At 31.4% G+C, this 18173-nt stretch carries 21 protein-coding genes; all 21 read right to left on the bottom strand.

Features of this window, described 5'->3' with window-relative positions; all coding sequences use genetic code 11:
• Window positions 1-60: 60 nt before the first annotated feature.
• Window positions 61-822: a hypothetical protein gene (locus LGK95_RS00105; RefSeq protein WP_226120921.1), complete on the bottom strand. Its 762-nt coding sequence runs from the start codon at window positions 820-822 to the stop codon at window positions 61-63.
• 151 nt (window positions 823-973) lie between these two features.
• Complete coding sequence (locus tag LGK95_RS00100; RefSeq protein ID WP_226120919.1) at window positions 974-1771, bottom strand: flagellar hook-basal body complex protein; 798 nt, start codon at window positions 1769-1771, stop codon at window positions 974-976.
• Window positions 1772-1802: 31 nt separating this feature from the next.
• Window positions 1803-2585 carry a flagellar hook-basal body complex protein gene (locus LGK95_RS00095; protein ID WP_226120917.1) on the bottom strand — a complete coding sequence of 261 codons (783 nt, stop codon included), beginning with the start codon at window positions 2583-2585 and terminating at the stop codon, window positions 1803-1805.
• Between the two features lie 196 nt (window positions 2586-2781).
• Window positions 2782-3258: a DUF6115 domain-containing protein gene (locus LGK95_RS00090; protein ID WP_226120915.1), complete on the bottom strand. Its 477-nt coding sequence runs from the start codon at window positions 3256-3258 to the stop codon at window positions 2782-2784.
• A 48-nt stretch (window positions 3259-3306) separates the two neighbouring features.
• The gene (locus LGK95_RS00085) at window positions 3307-4038 is read right to left on the bottom strand and encodes a FliA/WhiG family RNA polymerase sigma factor (protein ID WP_226120913.1); all 732 of its coding nucleotides are present in this window, start codon (window positions 4036-4038) and stop codon (window positions 3307-3309) included.
• Window positions 4039-4049: 11 nt separating this feature from the next.
• Complete coding sequence (locus tag LGK95_RS00080) at window positions 4050-4694, bottom strand: flagellar brake protein (RefSeq protein ID WP_226120911.1); 645 nt, start codon at window positions 4692-4694, stop codon at window positions 4050-4052.
• A 13-nt stretch (window positions 4695-4707) separates the two neighbouring features.
• Window positions 4708-5571 (bottom strand): MinD/ParA family protein, encoded by an 864-nt coding sequence (locus LGK95_RS00075; RefSeq protein ID WP_226120909.1) that lies wholly within the window; start codon window positions 5569-5571, stop codon window positions 4708-4710.
• A complete protein-coding gene (flhF, locus tag LGK95_RS00070; protein WP_226120908.1) occupies window positions 5565-6755 on the bottom strand; it encodes a flagellar biosynthesis protein FlhF in 1191 nt (396 codons plus the stop codon). The genes LGK95_RS00075 and flhF overlap by 7 nt, the downstream gene beginning before the upstream one ends.
• A complete protein-coding gene (flhA, locus tag LGK95_RS00065) occupies window positions 6752-8827 on the bottom strand; it encodes a flagellar biosynthesis protein FlhA (RefSeq protein WP_226120906.1) in 2076 nt (691 codons plus the stop codon). The genes flhF and flhA overlap by 4 nt, the downstream gene beginning before the upstream one ends.
• A 3-nt stretch (window positions 8828-8830) precedes the next feature.
• On the bottom strand, window positions 8831-10669 hold the full coding sequence (locus LGK95_RS00060) for a fused FliR family export protein/FlhB family type III secretion system protein (RefSeq protein WP_226120904.1): 1839 nt from the start codon (window positions 10667-10669) through the stop codon (window positions 8831-8833).
• An 11-nt stretch (window positions 10670-10680) separates the two neighbouring features.
• Window positions 10681-10950, bottom strand: a complete 270-nt coding sequence (gene fliQ / locus LGK95_RS00055) for a flagellar biosynthesis protein FliQ (protein WP_226120902.1) — start codon at window positions 10948-10950, stop codon at window positions 10681-10683.
• A gap of 10 nt (window positions 10951-10960) precedes the next feature.
• The gene (locus LGK95_RS00050) at window positions 10961-11791 is read right to left on the bottom strand and encodes a flagellar type III secretion system pore protein FliP (RefSeq protein ID WP_226120900.1); all 831 of its coding nucleotides are present in this window, start codon (window positions 11789-11791) and stop codon (window positions 10961-10963) included.
• Window positions 11775-12143, bottom strand: coding sequence for a flagellar biosynthetic protein FliO (gene fliO, locus LGK95_RS00045; protein ID WP_226120897.1), 369 nt, complete (start codon window positions 12141-12143; stop codon window positions 11775-11777). Before fliO ends, LGK95_RS00050 begins: the two co-directional genes overlap by 17 nt.
• 4 nt (window positions 12144-12147) lie before the next feature.
• Window positions 12148-12600 carry a flagellar basal body-associated FliL family protein gene (locus LGK95_RS00040; RefSeq protein WP_226120895.1) on the bottom strand — a complete coding sequence of 151 codons (453 nt, stop codon included), beginning with the start codon at window positions 12598-12600 and terminating at the stop codon, window positions 12148-12150.
• A complete protein-coding gene (locus LGK95_RS00035) occupies window positions 12597-13349 on the bottom strand; it encodes a flagellar motor protein MotB (RefSeq protein ID WP_226120893.1) in 753 nt (250 codons plus the stop codon). The genes LGK95_RS00040 and LGK95_RS00035 overlap by 4 nt, the downstream gene beginning before the upstream one ends.
• Window positions 13342-14154 carry a motility protein A gene (locus LGK95_RS00030; RefSeq protein ID WP_226120892.1) on the bottom strand — a complete coding sequence of 271 codons (813 nt, stop codon included), beginning with the start codon at window positions 14152-14154 and terminating at the stop codon, window positions 13342-13344. Before LGK95_RS00030 ends, LGK95_RS00035 begins: the two co-directional genes overlap by 8 nt.
• A gap of 11 nt (window positions 14155-14165) precedes the next feature.
• A complete protein-coding gene (locus tag LGK95_RS00025; RefSeq protein ID WP_226120890.1) occupies window positions 14166-14357 on the bottom strand; it encodes a flagellar FlbD family protein in 192 nt (63 codons plus the stop codon).
• Between the two features lie 112 nt (window positions 14358-14469).
• On the bottom strand, window positions 14470-15468 hold the full coding sequence (locus LGK95_RS00020) for a flagellar hook-basal body complex protein (protein WP_226120888.1): 999 nt from the start codon (window positions 15466-15468) through the stop codon (window positions 14470-14472).
• Window positions 15469-15578: 110 nt separating this feature from the next.
• A complete protein-coding gene (locus LGK95_RS00015) occupies window positions 15579-15998 on the bottom strand; it encodes a TIGR02530 family flagellar biosynthesis protein (RefSeq protein WP_226120878.1) in 420 nt (139 codons plus the stop codon).
• Between the two features lie 37 nt (window positions 15999-16035).
• Window positions 16036-16698, bottom strand: coding sequence for a flagellar hook capping FlgD N-terminal domain-containing protein (locus LGK95_RS00010; protein ID WP_226120876.1), 663 nt, complete (start codon window positions 16696-16698; stop codon window positions 16036-16038).
• A 40-nt stretch (window positions 16699-16738) separates the two neighbouring features.
• A partial coding sequence (gene fliK, locus LGK95_RS00005) for a flagellar hook-length control protein FliK (RefSeq protein WP_226120874.1) occupies window positions 16739-18173 on the bottom strand: 1435 nt, incomplete at its 5' end.

Here is an 18173-nt window from a genome sequence, read left to right as displayed (position 1 = left end):
GGAGTATATGCTTTGTTTTTTTATTACTCTTATTGCTATTAATACAACTATATCAATTTTTTATAATAATTGTAAGACTACAAATATAGTGAAAACTATAAAACAAATAGAGTAACTTATACTTAAATAATCCTTAATACATACATCATCAATTTTATTGCTGTAATCACCATAACTCTTTAGATGATGCATATTATCCCCATTATAATAGGAGTAAAAGTTAACAGACTCTGTATAAGCAGCTAAGATATCTACGTTAAGAAGAGGTATTCTCCATAGATTACTTATGTAATCCCCTTTAAATTTCACCCTTAAATTTCGATTTCTAAAGATATAAATTGTATATAGAAATAATTCTGCAATTACTGATGGAATTATGCTGGCAATAGATACAATTTTACTTATTATATTTAAATCCTCATCCATCCCTAAATTGTAGAGCAATGTAAATATAATTCCTGCACCATTACCAAGTATTGCAATATAGAATAATGGAGTAATGAACCCGCATATGAGTGCTCTAGATATAGTTGATATAGTATCATAAAAATGCTTTTTCTCAGTGTGATTTAGATTTTTTCTCTCTGTATTACTTATATCTATTACCATAAAAGCGGTGATTGCATTATATACTTGATTATCTTTTATTAAAACAAGCCCAATATATATAAAAATTGCTACGAAAAAATATAAAAATTGTAACACATATATATTTTCAATTTTCTTCTTTATTTTTAAATTAATAATGTTAAATAATCTTTGCCTATCTAATTTCCAAAGTAATATACTAAGTAAACATCCAACTAAATATCCTATCCCCATTTTTATTCCTCCTAGATCATATTATTATGTACTTTACTAATAATATATGAGAAATACTCTTTAATTAAAACTATTTTTGATTATTATTTTACAATATAAAATAGACATACCAATATAAGTACATCTATCTTAAGAATAGAGAACAATAAATCTATTTTTGTAGATTATTCGCCATTTGCCACATTTCGTCTGCAGTTTTTAGAGTAGTTGAACTAAGCTGAAAAGCTCTCTGAGTTACTAGCATCTCTGTCATCTCTGTTGCAATATCAACATTGGATTGCTCTAAGTACCCTTGCATGACTGAATAATCTTTACTTTGTACCATAGTCGCACCTAACTTGGGCGCAAATAAATTATCTCCTATAGATATCATTGAATTATCTCCTATAGCATTTGATATTTTTATTTTTCCAACAGACATTGACGTATTACCTTGTTTTATAGATACGATCCCATCTACATCAACTTGAAAATTGTTCTTATCAAATTTATAAGATCCATTCACCTTATTAATATTATTACCCTGACCATCAAGTATGCTTAATCTATTTCCCTTATCATCAACTATAGTTCCACTTGCATCTGTAAGAAAATTACCTGCTCTTGTATAAGCCTTGCTATTATCCGCCTGAATTACTTCAAAATATCCGCTGCCGTCTATAGCTAAATCAGTTGGAAGGCTTGACTGTGTGAGCTGACCTTGCGTAGTATCTCTTGTCCATTCACCTATGCGAGTTCCAGTACCATTTTGCAATGCCGTTTTACTTGCAGCACTAGAAGTTACTGGATATCCTTTTCTATCAAGTGTCTCGTAAACAAGATCTTTAAAATTTGCATCAAGTTTCTTGTATCCATTAGTATTTGCATTAGCAATATTATTTGATATAGCATCTAACTTTTCCTGTTGGGCTGCCATAGAACTTTGAGTATTCCATAAAAGTCTTAACATTTTAATGCTTCCCCTCCTTCATTTATATGTTTTATTTCACCGTGCCTACTTCATTTACTGCTTTTCCTAAAGTCTCATCAATAGCCTGTATAACTTTTTGATTACTTTCAAAGTTTCTTGTAATTGTCATCATATTTACCATCTCAGCTGAAACATTAACATTAGATTTTTCTAATGAATTTTGTTTAACAGTAATATTTTGGTTTTGCATAGGACTCGCTGCATCATACAAATTATCTCCAACTTTTTTAATGGTCTTATAATCACTAAAATCTACTGTTGCGAATTTATATTGACTCACACCGTTAACCGATACATTTCCGCTATTATCTACTTGGAGTTTACCATCACCAACATAAATGGGTCCTAATGCATTTGTTGCTTTATCTTTACCTAAAACCTTGTCTCCGCTATCAGTTACTAAATATCCACTTCCATCAACATGAAAATCACCACTTCTAGTATAATAATCTTTTGTAGTAATGCCATCATTTCTTTGCACTGTAAAAAAACCACTTCCATCTATTGCAAAATCCGTAGTTTTATCCGTTGCTTGAAGAAGGCCTTGACCAAAATACGTGTTTAAGTCATCTATTTTACTTCCCATACTTAATGATCCAATAGTATTCTTAGTATTTTTACCATTTACGATTTTATCATAGTTTTGTATCAACACATCATCAAATTTTTTAATAGAAAGGTTATCGCTTTTAAAACCGTTTGTATTTGCATTTGCTATATTGTTAGTTACTATACTTTGTTTAGCTTCTCCAGTTATCATTCCAGTTACTGCAGTATAAAGACCTCTAATCATTTCCCCACGTCCTTATTAGTTATTATTGGCATTTCATCAGGATAGCGCATGCCATATCCCCTAGCCTTAATCTCAGTTTTACCTTTACTCATTTCATAATTTATCTTGGCACCGCTTAATATAATACAAGCCAAAATTAACCCTATTCCTATACCTATTAGAAGTTTTCTATCACTTAGAAAGTCTATTAAATTTTTTATTTTATGTATAAATTCTTTATTAATAGTACTTCCCCCTTACCCAAATGCAATATTTCTGAAATTTCATCTAATGATAAGCCCTCACAAAATAGCCTTTTTATCTCATCAACCTTTTGGCTAGTAGCATTTCGTGGTTCTTCAATAGGACTTATAATACTAGGCTTATCCATAATTATATCATCATTATTTTCTTCTATAATAATTTTATTTTCACCTTTATCCTGGGTCAGTTCAGCTCTTTTAATTGTTTTATTATTTCTTTCTATGTCCTCTTTTAATTTCATTAGTTCACTTTGAAGTTCCAAGATGTTTTCAGAAAACTCTCGTCTAAGTTCTCCTATTATAATATCATTATCATGTATATTTCCCATAGCATTCCCAAGCACTCCATTAAAGGACTTATTCTGCTTTTTTATTGCTAAGACATTAAGTATTATAAGAATTAATCCAATAAAAATTAACAAACCGGTCATATAATCCACTCCAAATTTTATAAATTGCATCATCCTTATTAGATGATTTTAATCTAAATCATATTTAAGTTTTACTAGGGCTTTCCTTAGGTTTACAAGGGCCCTGCTGTGTAGTTGACAAACTCGTGATTCAGACACACTTAAAATGCTTCCTATTTCCTTTAATGTAAGACCTTCATAATAGTATAGGGTTAAAACCAACTTGTCCTTCTCCTTAAGGTTTTCAAGCCCCAAAACCAAATACTCTATTTGCTCTTTTTCCTCGAGGGCCTTTTCTGGACTTGGACTCCTGTCATCTTTAATTGTGCCGCTAAGTGGCATGTCATCGTCGTCAGAAAATATTAAATCTTCAAGTGAAACTATGGATATATAATTTATATTGTTCTCAATATCACTTACTTCAGCAAGTGTAATTCCCAATTCTTTTGCGATTTCAATAGTTGTTGGTTCTTTATAGAGACGTTTCTGAAGTCTCTCTATAGCCTCATTGTACCTATTAAGTTTATCCATAGCGCCCTTTGAAATAGGGCTATTACGCCTTAGTTCATCAATCATAGCACCTTTTATTCTTATTGATGCGTAACTTGAAAATTTCATACCTTTAGTTGAATCAAATTTTCCTAAAGCATCCATAAGTCCTAGCATGCCATAACTAATTAAATCTTCATATTCAACATATTTAGTTTTACCAATTATTACCCTAGATGCAATATATTTAACTAAAGGTATATGTTTTTTTACAATTTTCTCGTGTAGATCAGTTGGTTTAGCTATGGACATATGACGCCTCCCTATACTTTTTTCAATTGCTCTCTCATAAGCTTAAAAATATATTTAATAATTTTTTCCCTAGTTGAGTTATCTATAGAATCAAGGCTCAGGCCACAAATAAACCTACTATCAATATCTTTTATAATTCTCATTACCTTACCCACTATAATTATGTCTTCATCATTAACTAATAATGAGACCACAAGAAAATCATTAAGCTTTATCTCTTCAGATATCTTTACCTTCATACCACTACCACTTAAGTCAACTAGTACAGCTTTTAAATATTGACTCACATCTATTGTTTTAGGATTAGTTTTTTGCTCGCGCTTAATATTTTTGTACTTAACAGTTTTTATTAATGGTACTCTAACATATTTTCTTCTCTGTATTTTTTTAATTTCCTTTGGTTTTGATATAAGTAACATAGGTATATTTTCAAATTTACGTCCTATAACTGTTGACTTAAATTTATATAGATTTTCTTCCTCATAATAAATTACATCTATAATAACGCCATTTGACAATGGAAGATATTCTCCTGAATTAATAGGGATACTAATTGCTATATAGCTCTCTGTTTCATCTTGTATGTTGCTATTAAAATATCTTTCGTCAATTAATATTTCTAATTTTTTATTTACCTTAAAATCAACTTTAATCAATTTCCCCAACCCCTTATGAAAAGATGCTGAAAATTCTTTTAAATAACCCCTCTACTCCCATGCCACTATATTCATCTTTCATTCCTTCAATTTTACCTGCTATACTGTTTATGTCCTTCGCTGCCTCAGAATTAGGATAACTTACAATTACAGGTTGTTGCGCTCTTACTGCATAAGCTAGTTTCTTATCCTCACCGATCTTACCTAAATATTCTAATTTCATATTTAGAAATTTAGTAACAACATTATTAAATTTATTAAAAGTTAAATTAGCTTCATTGTTATCTAAGGATCTATTTATTATAACTTTCGCAGAATTTTTAATATTAAAATGGTTAACAGCCTTGAGTAAACTATACGCATCGGTGAGTGACGTAGGTTCTGGTGTTGTTACTATTACTAAATCCTCACAACAAGCGATGAATCCCAAAACGCTTTTATTTACACCAGCCCCAGTGTCCATTATTATATAATCAAGCCCCGTTAAAGCTGTAAGCTTATTTAAAAATATATCTCTTTGAATTTCTGTTAAATCTTCAACTTGTGTAAGGGCTGATCCACCTGGAAGAAGTTTAACACCAAAAGGTCCAGTTAAAACAACTTCCTCAATTTCTTTCCCTTTACATATAACATCAAATACATTATATTTCGACGAACATCCCATTAGAATATCATCATTTCCCATTCCTATATCTGCATCAAAAATCATAACTTTCTTACCCATCTTTTGTAGTGCTATAGATAAATTAACAACTATATTGCTTTTACCTACCCCACCTTTACCAGAAGTAACAGTTATTATTCTAGGCTTATTAGGTACTATGTTATCAGCATTTTCCACTGCCATTTGCCTTAATCTTTGTGCTTGATCTAACATATAGCATCCTCTCCTAATATAAGACTAACAATTCTATCTGCAGACAACTCTTTAATATCATCGGGTACATTTTGACCAGTTGATACAAAACTAATCGGTATTTTAGCACTTTCTAATATGTTAAGAATGGAACCATATGTGGAAGTTTCATCTAATTTAGTTACTATTATACTATTATAATGTAAAATCTGATATCCTTCAATAATATATTTAATGTCACTATTTTTCGTTGTAGCACTTAGCACTAATTGAATATTTTTCGTGTCAGCCTTTTCCACAAATGTTCTAAGTTCAGCAATTTGCATTCTATTTTTACTACTTCTTCCTGTAGTATCAATTAATACTACTTCGCATTCACTCATGCTCTCTATTGCATTTTCCATATCATTCATATTATATACAACTTTGAAAGGAATGTTCATAATGTCTGCATAAGTTTTTAACTGCTCTACTGCACCAATCCTGTAAGTATCTACAGTTATAAGTCCTACTTTCTTTTTCTCAACTAGAGCTAGCTTTCCAGCAAGTTTTGCTATGGTTGTAGTTTTCCCTACACCTGTTGGACCAACAAGCACTATTCTACCTTCTAATTTTGGGCTACTAACATTTATCATATCTTTTAATACCATTTTCAACTTTTCCAATTCACTGACCTCTAAGTCAATGTTTTTAACCTTGTTTATTATGTTTTTTATATTTTCACTATCAACATCATTTTCTTCTAATATTTTTTCTATATCGCTTTTAAGTTTATCAGGCCTATTAACATCTGCAAGCTCGCTAATCATAGTTTTCATTTTCATCATTTCACTCATTATGCTTTCTGAGCAATTATTACTTTGTGTTTCACTTTTTTGCTTCACATTTTCAGACTCGCTATGTACTACCTTGTTTTGTTCTTGAGATTTTCTCTCGTTATCTTTAATTGTATTTTCATGTTCTACAACTTTGTTAATTGCTTCTATACTACTCACTACTCCACGACTTACGACATTTTGCTCTTGGTTAACTATTTCATTTTCAACCGCAGCTGTTACTTCAATAATCTTACTTGTAAATAAACCTTTTATTCCTGGTCTACGGATTTTTCTTTGACTTATAATAACAGCATCAACACCTAGTTCATACCTTATCCTAGTCATGGCTTCGTTCATGCCATTGACTATATATCTCTTTATAATCATTGTAGAGTCACAACTCCTTCAGTTTTAATCTCAACCTCATTTGGTATTTCATTAAGAGAAAGTACGCAAACGCTAGGGAATACCATTTCAATTAATCGTCTAAACGCTGGTCTTATTTTCGGAGAAACTAAAATGACTGGTTGGTTATTATGAAAATAAATCGTGTTAATGTTACTCTTGATAGAGTTAAGTATCTTTCCTGTAGTTTCTGGATCTACTGCTGGAAAAGAACCTTGTATGGATTTTTGAATGTTGCTTGAAATAACATTTTCAACATCTGGTGACAAAGTAATGATAGTCATGCTACCATTCTCATCAACTAGTCCATTACAAATACTTCGTCCCAATGAAAAACGCACATATTCTGTTAGTACTTCTGTATCCTTAGTTATTCTAGCATTATCTGCTAGAGACTCGAGTATTGTCACCATGTCCTTTATAGCTACTTTTTCTTTAAGCAAACTCTGGAGAACCTTCTGAACTTCACCGATAGTCATAAGATCTGGTACTAGTTCATCCACTACGGTATCATATTTCTCTTTTACCGAATCTATAAGTATCTTAGTTTCCTGTCTACCTAATAACTCAAAAGCATGATTTTTAATAGTTTCTGTTAAATGAGTTACCATTACTGTAGTTGGGTCTACCACTGTTAACCCCTTGATTTCAGCATCTTCTCTTTGATCATTATTTATCCAAACTGCAGGTAATCCAAATGTTGGTTCAATAGTATTAATACCTTGAATAGTTATATCCTCAGAACTTGGGTCAATGCATAGGAGCATACTTGGCATTAACTCACCCTTAATTATTACAGTACCACGAATTTTAACTACATACTCATTTGTTTTAAGTTGCAAGTTATCTTTGATTCTAATTGGCTGAACAACAATTCCCATCTCTAAAGCACATTGTCTTCTTACAGAAGCAATTCTTTGTAATAAATCTCCTCCTGTAGCTTCATCTGCAAGTGGTATTAATCCATATCCTATTTCTATTTCCATAGGCTCTACAGAAATTAAATTCATTACGTTCTCAGGTTCCCTATTTTCTGTTTCATAAGATTCTTGTTCTTCACTTTCTGTTTGTAGTATCTTTTGATCTTTCTCATCTTTATTTAAGAAATAAGCACTAGTTGCCATTCCAAGCGATAACATTATAAAAACTACATGAGGCATACCTGGTATTGCAGCCAAAACTAATAATACAACTGATGCTAAAGCAATAACTTTTGGAAATGCTGTAAGCTGACTTGTTATTTGACTTCCTAAATTTACATTGCTACCAGATCTAGTAACTAAAATACCAGATGCAGTTGATATTAAAAGTGCTGGAATCTGACTTACAAGACCGTCTCCTACTGTTAACCTAACATAAGTAGTTGCAGCTGTTGCAATTGGCATTTTAAGCATTACAGCTCCTATAATTATTCCACCAAAAATATTAATCATAGTAATAATAATGCCCGCTATTGCATCTCCCTTTACGAACTTGGACGCTCCATCCATAGCTCCATAAAAACTTGCTTCATCCTGTAGTTTCGTTCTTCTCTCTCTTGCCTGTTCTTCAGTTATAACACCTGCATTCAGATCAGCATCAATACTCATCTGCTTACCAGGCATCGCGTCTAGTGTAAATCTAGCAGAAACCTCTGAAACTCTACCAGCACCATTCGTAATAACTACAAATTGTATAATGATTATTATTAAAAAAATAATTATTCCAACAACGTAATTACCTCCAACAACAAATTCACCAAAAGCCTCAATTATATCACCTGCATAAGCCTGTGTTAATACTAGCCTTGTAGATGATATATTTAATGCTAATCTTAAAAGTGTTGTGATAAGCAACAATGTTGGGAAAACTGAAAATTGCAAAACTTCTGTTGTAAACATTGTTAATAATAAAATTATAACTGCGAGTGTAATGTTAAATGCAATTATTACATCAAGAAGTGCTGGTGGTAATGGAATTATAATCATTAAAACTATCGCTATTACACCAAATGCAACTAAAACATCTAAATTACTTTTTATGTTAAACTTTGCTTTTTCAGCCACAAATATCATCCTTTACTTTTTTTTCTTAAGCTTATATACCAATGCTAGTATTTCTGCTACGACTTGATACATATCTGCTGGAATTTCGGATCCTATATCTAATTCCTTATATATTAACCTAGCTAAAGGTTTGTTTTCAATAATTGGGATATCATTTCCACTTGCTATCTCTTTAATTCGTATAGCCACATTATCTGCACCAATAGCGACAACAATAGGGGCTCCTTCCCCTCCCTGCTCATATTTTATAGCAATAGCTATATGAGTCGGATTGGTAATGACAACCGTTGCATCAGGTACATCCTGCATCATTCTACTCGATGCCATTTCTCTTTGTTTTTGCCTGATTTTTGATTTGATTTGCGGGTCTCCTTCTTGTTGCTTGTATTCTTCTTTGATTTCTTGCATACTCATTTTTAGTTCTTTGTTATGCTTGTACTTCTGATACGCAAAATCAATTATAGATATTATAAGCATAACTATACTAATCTTAAAAAATATATCTACAACTAAACTTCCAAATACTCCGAGTATTGCTTCTATCTTTAAACTTCCATATGTCATAATATCTAAATAATTACTCTTAATGAAGTTATAAGCAATAATTGATATAGTAGTAACTATAGCTAAATTTTTTATTAGATCAACTACTGATCTCATAGAAAAAATTTTCTTAAATCCACTAATAGGATCTAGTTTTTTCAAATCAGGTTTTAGTGGATCATTTGTAAATATAAAACCAGATTGCATTAAACTTGCAACAACTCCCATTATCATAATAGGAACCATGATTGGTAAAATTATAAGTCCGAATTTCATGAGTGATACAAGAAGCACAGTTTTAAAAGTATACTCTGTAAGCGTAAAATTTAAATAGTTATTTAAGAAAAGAATTAAAACGCTTTTTAAATTATCTAGAGTATACGCACCTAACGTAATCATAAGCATTGTTACTGTTAACAATGTAACAGTAGACGATAACTCCTTACTTTTTGCTACTTGCCCTTTTTTCTTTGATTCACTTTTCTTCTTAGGAGTAGCATCTTCTGTCTTCTCTCCACTATCTGCTGAAATAAAAATTAGTAAAGGTATTACTTTGTAAAATCCTTTAATTATATCTGGAATAGTATAAAAAGAATTTACTATTAAATTTAAAACAGCTGGCAATACTAAAGAGAAGCAACTGAGTCCTATTAATATTTTTATTGGCATACCTAAAATCATAACATTTAACTGTGGTACAGTTCTTGATACTAACCCTATACTTAAATCTGTTATTATAATTATTAATATAATAGGTATTGCTATTTTTAATCCAAGTGTAAAGAATTCTATAAAAATTTTCAGCATCATCATAGCTGTTTGTTGACTAAGTATAAACTTTCCAATTTCAACAGAATTAAATGAATCTATAATAGCCCTAATTAACATATGATGACCATCTACAACTAAGAACATTACTAGACTAATTCTGTAAAGCAATGTTCCAAGCAAAGTAACATTCTCATTAGATATTGGATCAAACATGCTCATCATAGAAAATCCAATTTGAAAATCCATAAGTTGCCCAGCCATTTGTGCTGAGTAAAAGCAAAATTTAGTTATATATCCAAGTGTTAGACCTGTCACAACCTCCGATATACAAAATATAATGAGGGTTGCGTTATTTGCAATTAAATTTACATTCCCATAATTAACTCCTGGTAAAATAATAAAAGTGAATAAAAAGCAAAATCCAACTTTAACCATTGCAGGAGCAGACTTAGGAAAGAAAACTGGTATACCTATAAAGAATGATGATATTCTTAAAAATACCATTATAAATCCTAAATAATAAGTAGCATTAGTCAATGCAATTCCACCTAACCTCCCATATTAGCAATAAGTTCAAAAATTCTAGTTGTAAAATCAACCATTAAGTGGAGCATCCAACTTCCCATTAATAAGCCAATTAGTGCTGCGGCGACTAATTTCGGCACAAAGGTCAGTGTTTGCTCTTGAATTTGAGTAGTAGCTTGAAATATACTTATTATTAGTCCTACAACAGTCACTACTAGTAAAACAGGAGCTGATACTAACAATGCAGTTGAAATAGCATCTTTTACTACGGTTAATACAATATTCTCTGTCATTTATTTCACCTCAACTAAAACTCATAATTAAAGATTTTACCAATAGATTCCAACCATCAACCATAATGAATAATAATAATTTAAATGGAAGCGAAATCATAACTGGTGGTAACATCATCATTCCCATAGCCATAAGAATACTACCTGTAACTATATCTATTATAATAAAAGGAATAAATAGCAAAAATCCCATTTCAAAAGCTCGCCTTAGCTCACTTATTATAAAAGACGGAACAACCGCATATAAAGGCACCTTATCGTAGGTAAGTTTAGGTTTTCCATTTGTAAGTACTACTTTACCCTTTGAATCAACTTCATTTTTAACTGTATCTTGTAGTTTTCCCACATCCAAAAAAAGTTTTAAATCCTTTGCCCTGGTCTGCCTTAACATAAAATCTCTCATGGGCTTGGACCCTTTATCGATGGCTACCTGCTGAGTTATTTTATTGTTCATATAAGGAGTTAATGCCTCACTGTTAACTTTTGCAAATGTTGGCGCCATAGTAAAAAATGTTAGAAATAAGGCAAGTCCAATTATAACTTCTTTAGGTATCGCTTGCTGAACACCTATAGCATTTTTAAATAGTGATAACACTATAATTATTCTTACAAAACTTGTTGTCATTATAAGTATTGATGGTAATAGAGTAAGTACTGTAAGAAGCATTAATAGCTTAATATTATCAACATATTCTTTTGGCGTATTTGCATTATCAACTGAGATATTAATTTTAGGTATTGGTAGTGTCTGTGGAGCCGCATTTACTACCCTTAATGTAGCTATCCCCATAATTACCATAACCAAAGCAAAAATAAACAAGTTTTTATTTTTTCTTTTCATCTTTAACTTCCTTTTTCAAAATATGTTTTTTAAATAGTTCCTTCATATCTTCATACTGAGGTAGCTCTTTAATGCTCTCAATATGAAGAATTTCTTCTTTAGGTAATTCAAACAAGGTCTTAATTTCCTTTGTACTTGATGACATTGCATATGCTTTATCACCAATTTTTACAACTACAATACTATTTTCCTTAGATAAAGAAATTCTATCTAGTACCTTCATATATCTACCATCTTGTAATTTACGGAGCTTACTGCCACCATACCTTAAAGATAAATATAATATAAATAACGTAAAAGGTAAAAATATTATTATTTTAAACATCAATATCAGAAATTGTCCATCTATCATTTTATCACCTGCTAATTACTATATTATTAAAATATATATGCGATATTTTTCCTTTTGTTAAAACTGGATTTATTCTAGTTATTAAATCACTCTTTATTGTAACAAGACCCGTTGAAGTAAAGTCTGCATTTTTCTTTGTCCTAAGATAGCTATTAACTATATCTCTAATAACTGGCTTTTCTGTCTCAAGTTCTACAGCTAGTTTTTCATTTTCTTCATATCCAATATAAACAGTAACTTTTATATACAGTAATCCACCGTCGTCTAAAAGATTTACTACGAATTCATCTAAGGAATAATTAGACTCAGTAACTGCCACAGTTTTTGTGGTTGCAGCTTCCGACTTGTTACCAAGAATATACATGCCAGCGAAGGCTCCACCACCAACTACAATTAATAATAATAGGACTATAATAACTAATTTAAAACTATTCTTTTTTTTTGGTTTTTCACTCATTTTGTATTGTCCCCCTTTTGATCTGCAACAATTAAAATATTTACTCTTCTATTTAAAGCTCTGTTTTTATCACTATTATTAGCCACAATAGGTTGGTATTGACCGTACGCAATTGATTTAAATCGTTCAGGATGAGTTTGACCTTTACTTGTTACAAAATATTCAAGTACTGAAAGTGCTCTATCAGAAGATAATTGCCAATTATTTTTATACTTTGCATTACTAATTGGTATGTTATCTGTATGACCCTCTATTACAATATCATTTGGAAAAGTAGCTATTAAAGCATTTATTGAACTTAGCACCGATTTACTCTTATCTATAATTTCTGCATTTCCACTTTTAAATATAATATTTTCTCTAAGTTGAATAATAACTCCCCTATCATCACTTTTTATTATTACTGTAGCTTCAAGTTTTTTGTTTTTTATAAAATTTTGCACCTTTTTATAAATGTCCTCAGTATTAGTGTTTGAGGTTGTAGTTGTAGTTGTAGTTGTAGTTGTTACACCCTCACCCACTAGTGGTGTTTCTCCACTCTTAACACTTGTCTCCAAAACACTCTTTCCACTCTCACCAGTTAATACCGATTGAAGTGAGGATGCAATTTGCTTAAACTTAGCTGCATCAACTGTGGAAAAAGAATATAATAATACAAAGAAAGTTAGAAGCAGTGTCATGGTATCAGCAAATGTAGCAATCCAAGCATCCGTTCTCATCTCTTCTTTAACTTTTTTTTTCCTAGACATTCTCTGTCACCTCAGCCTCCTTGACTTTATTTTCAATAAATTTAAGTCGCTCAGGAGGAGATAAATAAGATGTCAATTTTTCTTCAATAATTCTTGGATTTACTCCTAATTGAATTGCAAGTATTCCATTAATTATCATTTCACAACTATTTACTTCAATGCTTGATTTATAATTTAGATTTTGTGCCATAGGAACTAATACTAAGTTTGCAAGTAATGCACCGTAGAAAGTGGTTATTAATGCCTTGCCCATACCAGAAGCTAATGCTGATGAGTCACTTAAATTTGCAAGCATTTGAATAAGTCCTACAAGGGTTCCAATCATTCCAAATGCAGGAGCATAAGCTGCCCATGCTTTTAACATGTTGGCTCCATCCGTATGACGCCTTTCCATTTCATCAATTTCAAGTTCCATAATTTCCTTTATTATTTCAGGTTCTAATCCATCAACCACCATTTGAAGCCCTTTTTTTAAAAATTCATTAGTTAATACATCCATTTCATCTTCAAGAGATAAAAGTCCCTCTTTTCTTGCCTTTTGGGATAAATTTTTAAAGGTTTCAATAATCTCTGTACTAGATGATGTACTTTCTTTAAATGACTGAAAAATAACATTTGTTATTCTCTTCATGGCTGAAATCGGGTAAGCTATAAGCAGTGCTGCAAAGGATCCACCTACAGTAATTAGGATTGAAGCAAAATCATAAAAGATTTTTAAATTAGTTCCACCAGATGCCATTCCCCATACCGTTAAACCAGTCCCTACTACAATCCCAATAGTGGTCAAAAAATCATGCTTTTTCATATTGCTACCCCCTAAAACTCACCAGTAAATATCCTCTTTTTATACCTTACTACTTTTTCAATTACTTCTTCTGTATCCTCGATGACAATATATTTCTTCCCATTTACTAAAGTTATTAATGTTTCTGGCATCATTTCTATTTTTTCTATAACTTCAGCATTTAAGATAAATTCTTTTTTGTTAAAACCTGTAAGTCTTATCATGGGCCCTCCTATGATTTGCTATGTAGTTTAAGGTTGAAAAAATTTGGTAAGTCTCAAATACTTAAGGCATTTGAAACTTACTACAAATTTCAATTATATATTGATTTTTATACTATCTCTTTAGGCCTATAAGTTCCTGTAATATTTCATCTCCTGTAGTAATTGATTTACCTGATGCCTGGAAAGCTCTTTGTGCAATTATCATATCTGTAAACTGCTCAGCAAGATCAACATTTGACATTTCAAGCATTCCTTGAAGCATATCACCGTATCCACTGCTATTATCAGTGGTTGCTCCAGTTCCTGATCTAACAACAGGCACTCCTGAATTAGCCGTATTTTCAAATAAGTTATTACCTATTTTTTTTAGGCCTTCGGGATTACTGAATGATGCCATAGCAATCTGTCCAATTACAGCTACAGAACCATTCTGTAAATTAGCTTTAATTTCTCCATTCTTTTCTATAGAAAAAGTTGTTATTCTCTGTAATGAACCATCAGCAAGTTCTATTGAATCAGGTATTGATAATGGAATAAGTTTATCCGTATCTGCCGCTGGAACAATGGTACCATTTGCATCTACAAATGTTATAGTAGGTAAACCAGTAGTGACATCATATGATGTATTGCCAGCTATAGAATACCCCATAACCCTAGCTCCATCTGAAGTTAATAAGTGACCAGCATCATCTCGTATTAACGCTCCATCTCTTGTATATGAAACATCAAGTGTACTGGCTGCAGTTGTATCAATTGTATCATCCTTTAGAGTTACTTCACCATTTAGAGGACCCCTAGCAACCATTAAATACCCTTGACCATCCATAGCAACATCGAGATTTCTAGATGTTGGTTGCATCATACCTTGCCCTACCATAGTATCTATTCCTGAAACTTGTACTCCAAGCCCTACTTGCTTTGCGTTCACTCCACCTAAACTTGTTCCTGGAGCTCCAGCTTCATTAACATTTTGACTTACCATATCTTTAAATCTAACTCTTGAACTTTTAAATGCTGTAGTTCCTACATTAGCGATATTATTTCCTATAACATCCAATTTCACCTGATTTACCTTCAATCCACTTACCCCAGAATAAAATGATCTTAACATAATAAAACCTCCATTTTTTTATTTACTATAGCTAAACTGTAATTATAATTTTTTATTTATCACTTTGCTTCTATCCTTCCACAAAGTTAGGCTCCCTATAAAGGTCCGGCCTATATCATAACTACACTATCTATATTTGTTATTATTTTTCCTTGCCTTTCGTTTTTGTCCATCGCGGTGATTACAGTTCTATTTTTAATACTGGTAATCAAGGCCACATCCTTATATAATATTAAAGATTGTTTCACACCTTTACTATCTGCCATATTTATTCCTTCATTAATCTTTTTCATATCATCATCATTAAAATCAATGTTACGACTATTAAGCCTTTGCGCTGCATGAGAAGATATGGTAAAACATTCTTCTTTTCTTATCTTTATATCTAAAATTTTGTTAAAGGTACTTTTTTCCTTATTAGCGGTTTCTTCTTTATTAACTTTATCCCTTTTATTTTGAGAGTCTACATTCGAATACTCAATAAAGTCGCCAGTTGAGTATAGTTTACCGTTCACCACTCTATAAGACATATTTAGCATCACCTTACCATCTTAATTAATTACTTTTTCAACTTACTTTTGAAATGTCATCATAACTTATATCCTTAGTGACCTCTGCGTCATTTTCTTGATAAGAAATAGTTAACTTAATCCCATTAGCGTCTTTTGATATACTCTTAACAGTTCCTGAATATTTTTTGCCATCAGTTAAAGCTGAAGTCTCAACTTGTTTACTCATTAAACCTATAGCCGCCGCGAATGCAGTATTAACACTTGAAGACTCTAATTTAGTATCAGGCACATCTATAACATCTGATAAAGTATCAGCCGGGAAATCTTTTGTACTCCCATCTGCCAATTTTACAGCTATATAGGTTGCCCCTGAATCTTTATAAACTGCCTGGACAGTGCCTCCATATTGTACTCCTTTATCATCATAACTACTAAAAGCTACCAACTTACCCACTAAAGATGATGAGCTTGCGAAAGTCATGGTGCTATTTAAATTGCTCATTTGTTCCATAGATGCAAATTGTGCCATTTGAGCTACAAATTCTGTACCGTCCTTAGCATTAGTTGGATCTTGGTTTGAAAGTTCCGATGAAAGTATTTTTAAAAATGAATTTTGGTCCAGTCCATCCCCTTTCTTTACAATAGCGGTTCCTCTGCTAGTTGCCCTAGCTAAACTTGCCTGTTCTGCATTTGAAGCGGTCGTCACAGCAGTTGCCATTTTTATCACCCCTTAAACTCTTATTTGTATTTGTAGATAATTAAACAAATTTATTCACCTGATTTTCCTCTATAACATACTTATTAGTTATAGAAATATCTTCTTCTAAATCAGTTAAATCAGTATTTGTTTTTGAGTTATTATTTTGTCTGGAATTGTTATTTCTCCCACTGGAATCCTTACTAAAAAATGTTGAATCCTCATATATATTTACATCTAAGCTATGGATTTTAATATCCATATTTTTCAACCTATCACTTATATCTTGAATATTATGATTTAGCAAATTATAGGTGTCCTTATTTTGAGCAGAAATATTGGCCTTCATGATTCCACTTTCCATAGTAAGCTTAATTGTTATTTCTCCAAGTTCCTTAGGATTCATTTTTACTATTAAATCCTTAATATTATTAATTTCCATAAATTCTATATTTTTAATTACGTCTACTTCAAAATTGTTTTTATTAATTGTTATATTAGACATTCCTACTTTAGTTGTATCTACAGTCTTTACAACTTCAAATTGACTCATAAAATTAACTACTTTTGATATTTTCGTTTCATCTTTATCTTGACCAATCAAATTATTAAGAAATTTATCCTCGAAAGATTTATTTCCTGAAGATTTGTTATCTTGCCGTGCATCACTTGAGCTCTGTTTTAGATTTATAGGAGTAATTTCAGAGATCGTCTTTGTTCTATGCTTTATCGATTTATCATCATTACTTCCACTAAAAGTTTGATAATTGATAACTTTTAATGATTTCAAATCACCTTTTACATCCTGTACTTCAGTAGTTAAATTCTGTATCACATCAATTATTTGAGTAGAAGAACCATCATTACCTCTCGATTTTTGAACCAAATTTACTATTTCAATAATTCTATTGTTCAGCAATGTTTTCGTCTCAGGTGGTAACTTTTCTACTCCTACCAATTGCTCCAAATTAATTAAATTAAGTTTGTTTTTGCCATTATTAGTAATGATCGCTTTTTCTACACTTTGAAGCATAAAGCTCAAAGCTTGTAATACTTTCTGAATTTGCACCACTTCTTCAATAGATTTATCATTTCCTACCAATTGTTCTGACGGTTTCTCTGTATTTTGTTTTAAAACATCATTAGCTACCTCTACAAAATTTATTACCTTGGATCTTAATTTATTGTTATCTAAAGATTTATTCAAATCTACAGAGGGTTTATCTTCCACTGTGGGGTTTTCATTAACTACTTTTAATAAGCTTAATTCTCCCTTTACCTCATTAACTTGAGTAGTTAGTTTCTGTAGTACATCAAGTATTTTTGGCGAAGTCTCATTATTATTTTTTGATTTTTCAATTAAATCTACTATTTCATTAAGGTTGTTTTTTAGCAAGGTTTTCGTCTCAGGTTGTAATTTTTCTACTCCTACCAATTGTTCCAAGTTAATAGAATCAAGTTCATTTTTGCCATTATTAGTGGTGGTTGCTCTTTCT

The sequence above is a fragment of the Clostridium algoriphilum genome, assembly GCF_020443705.1.
GTDB classification, from domain to species: Bacteria; Bacillota; Clostridia; order Clostridiales; family Clostridiaceae; genus Clostridium_AD; species Clostridium_AD algoriphilum.
Note: the sequence above shows the minus strand (reverse complement) of the source record. Positions and strands in the feature narration are given on the sequence as shown.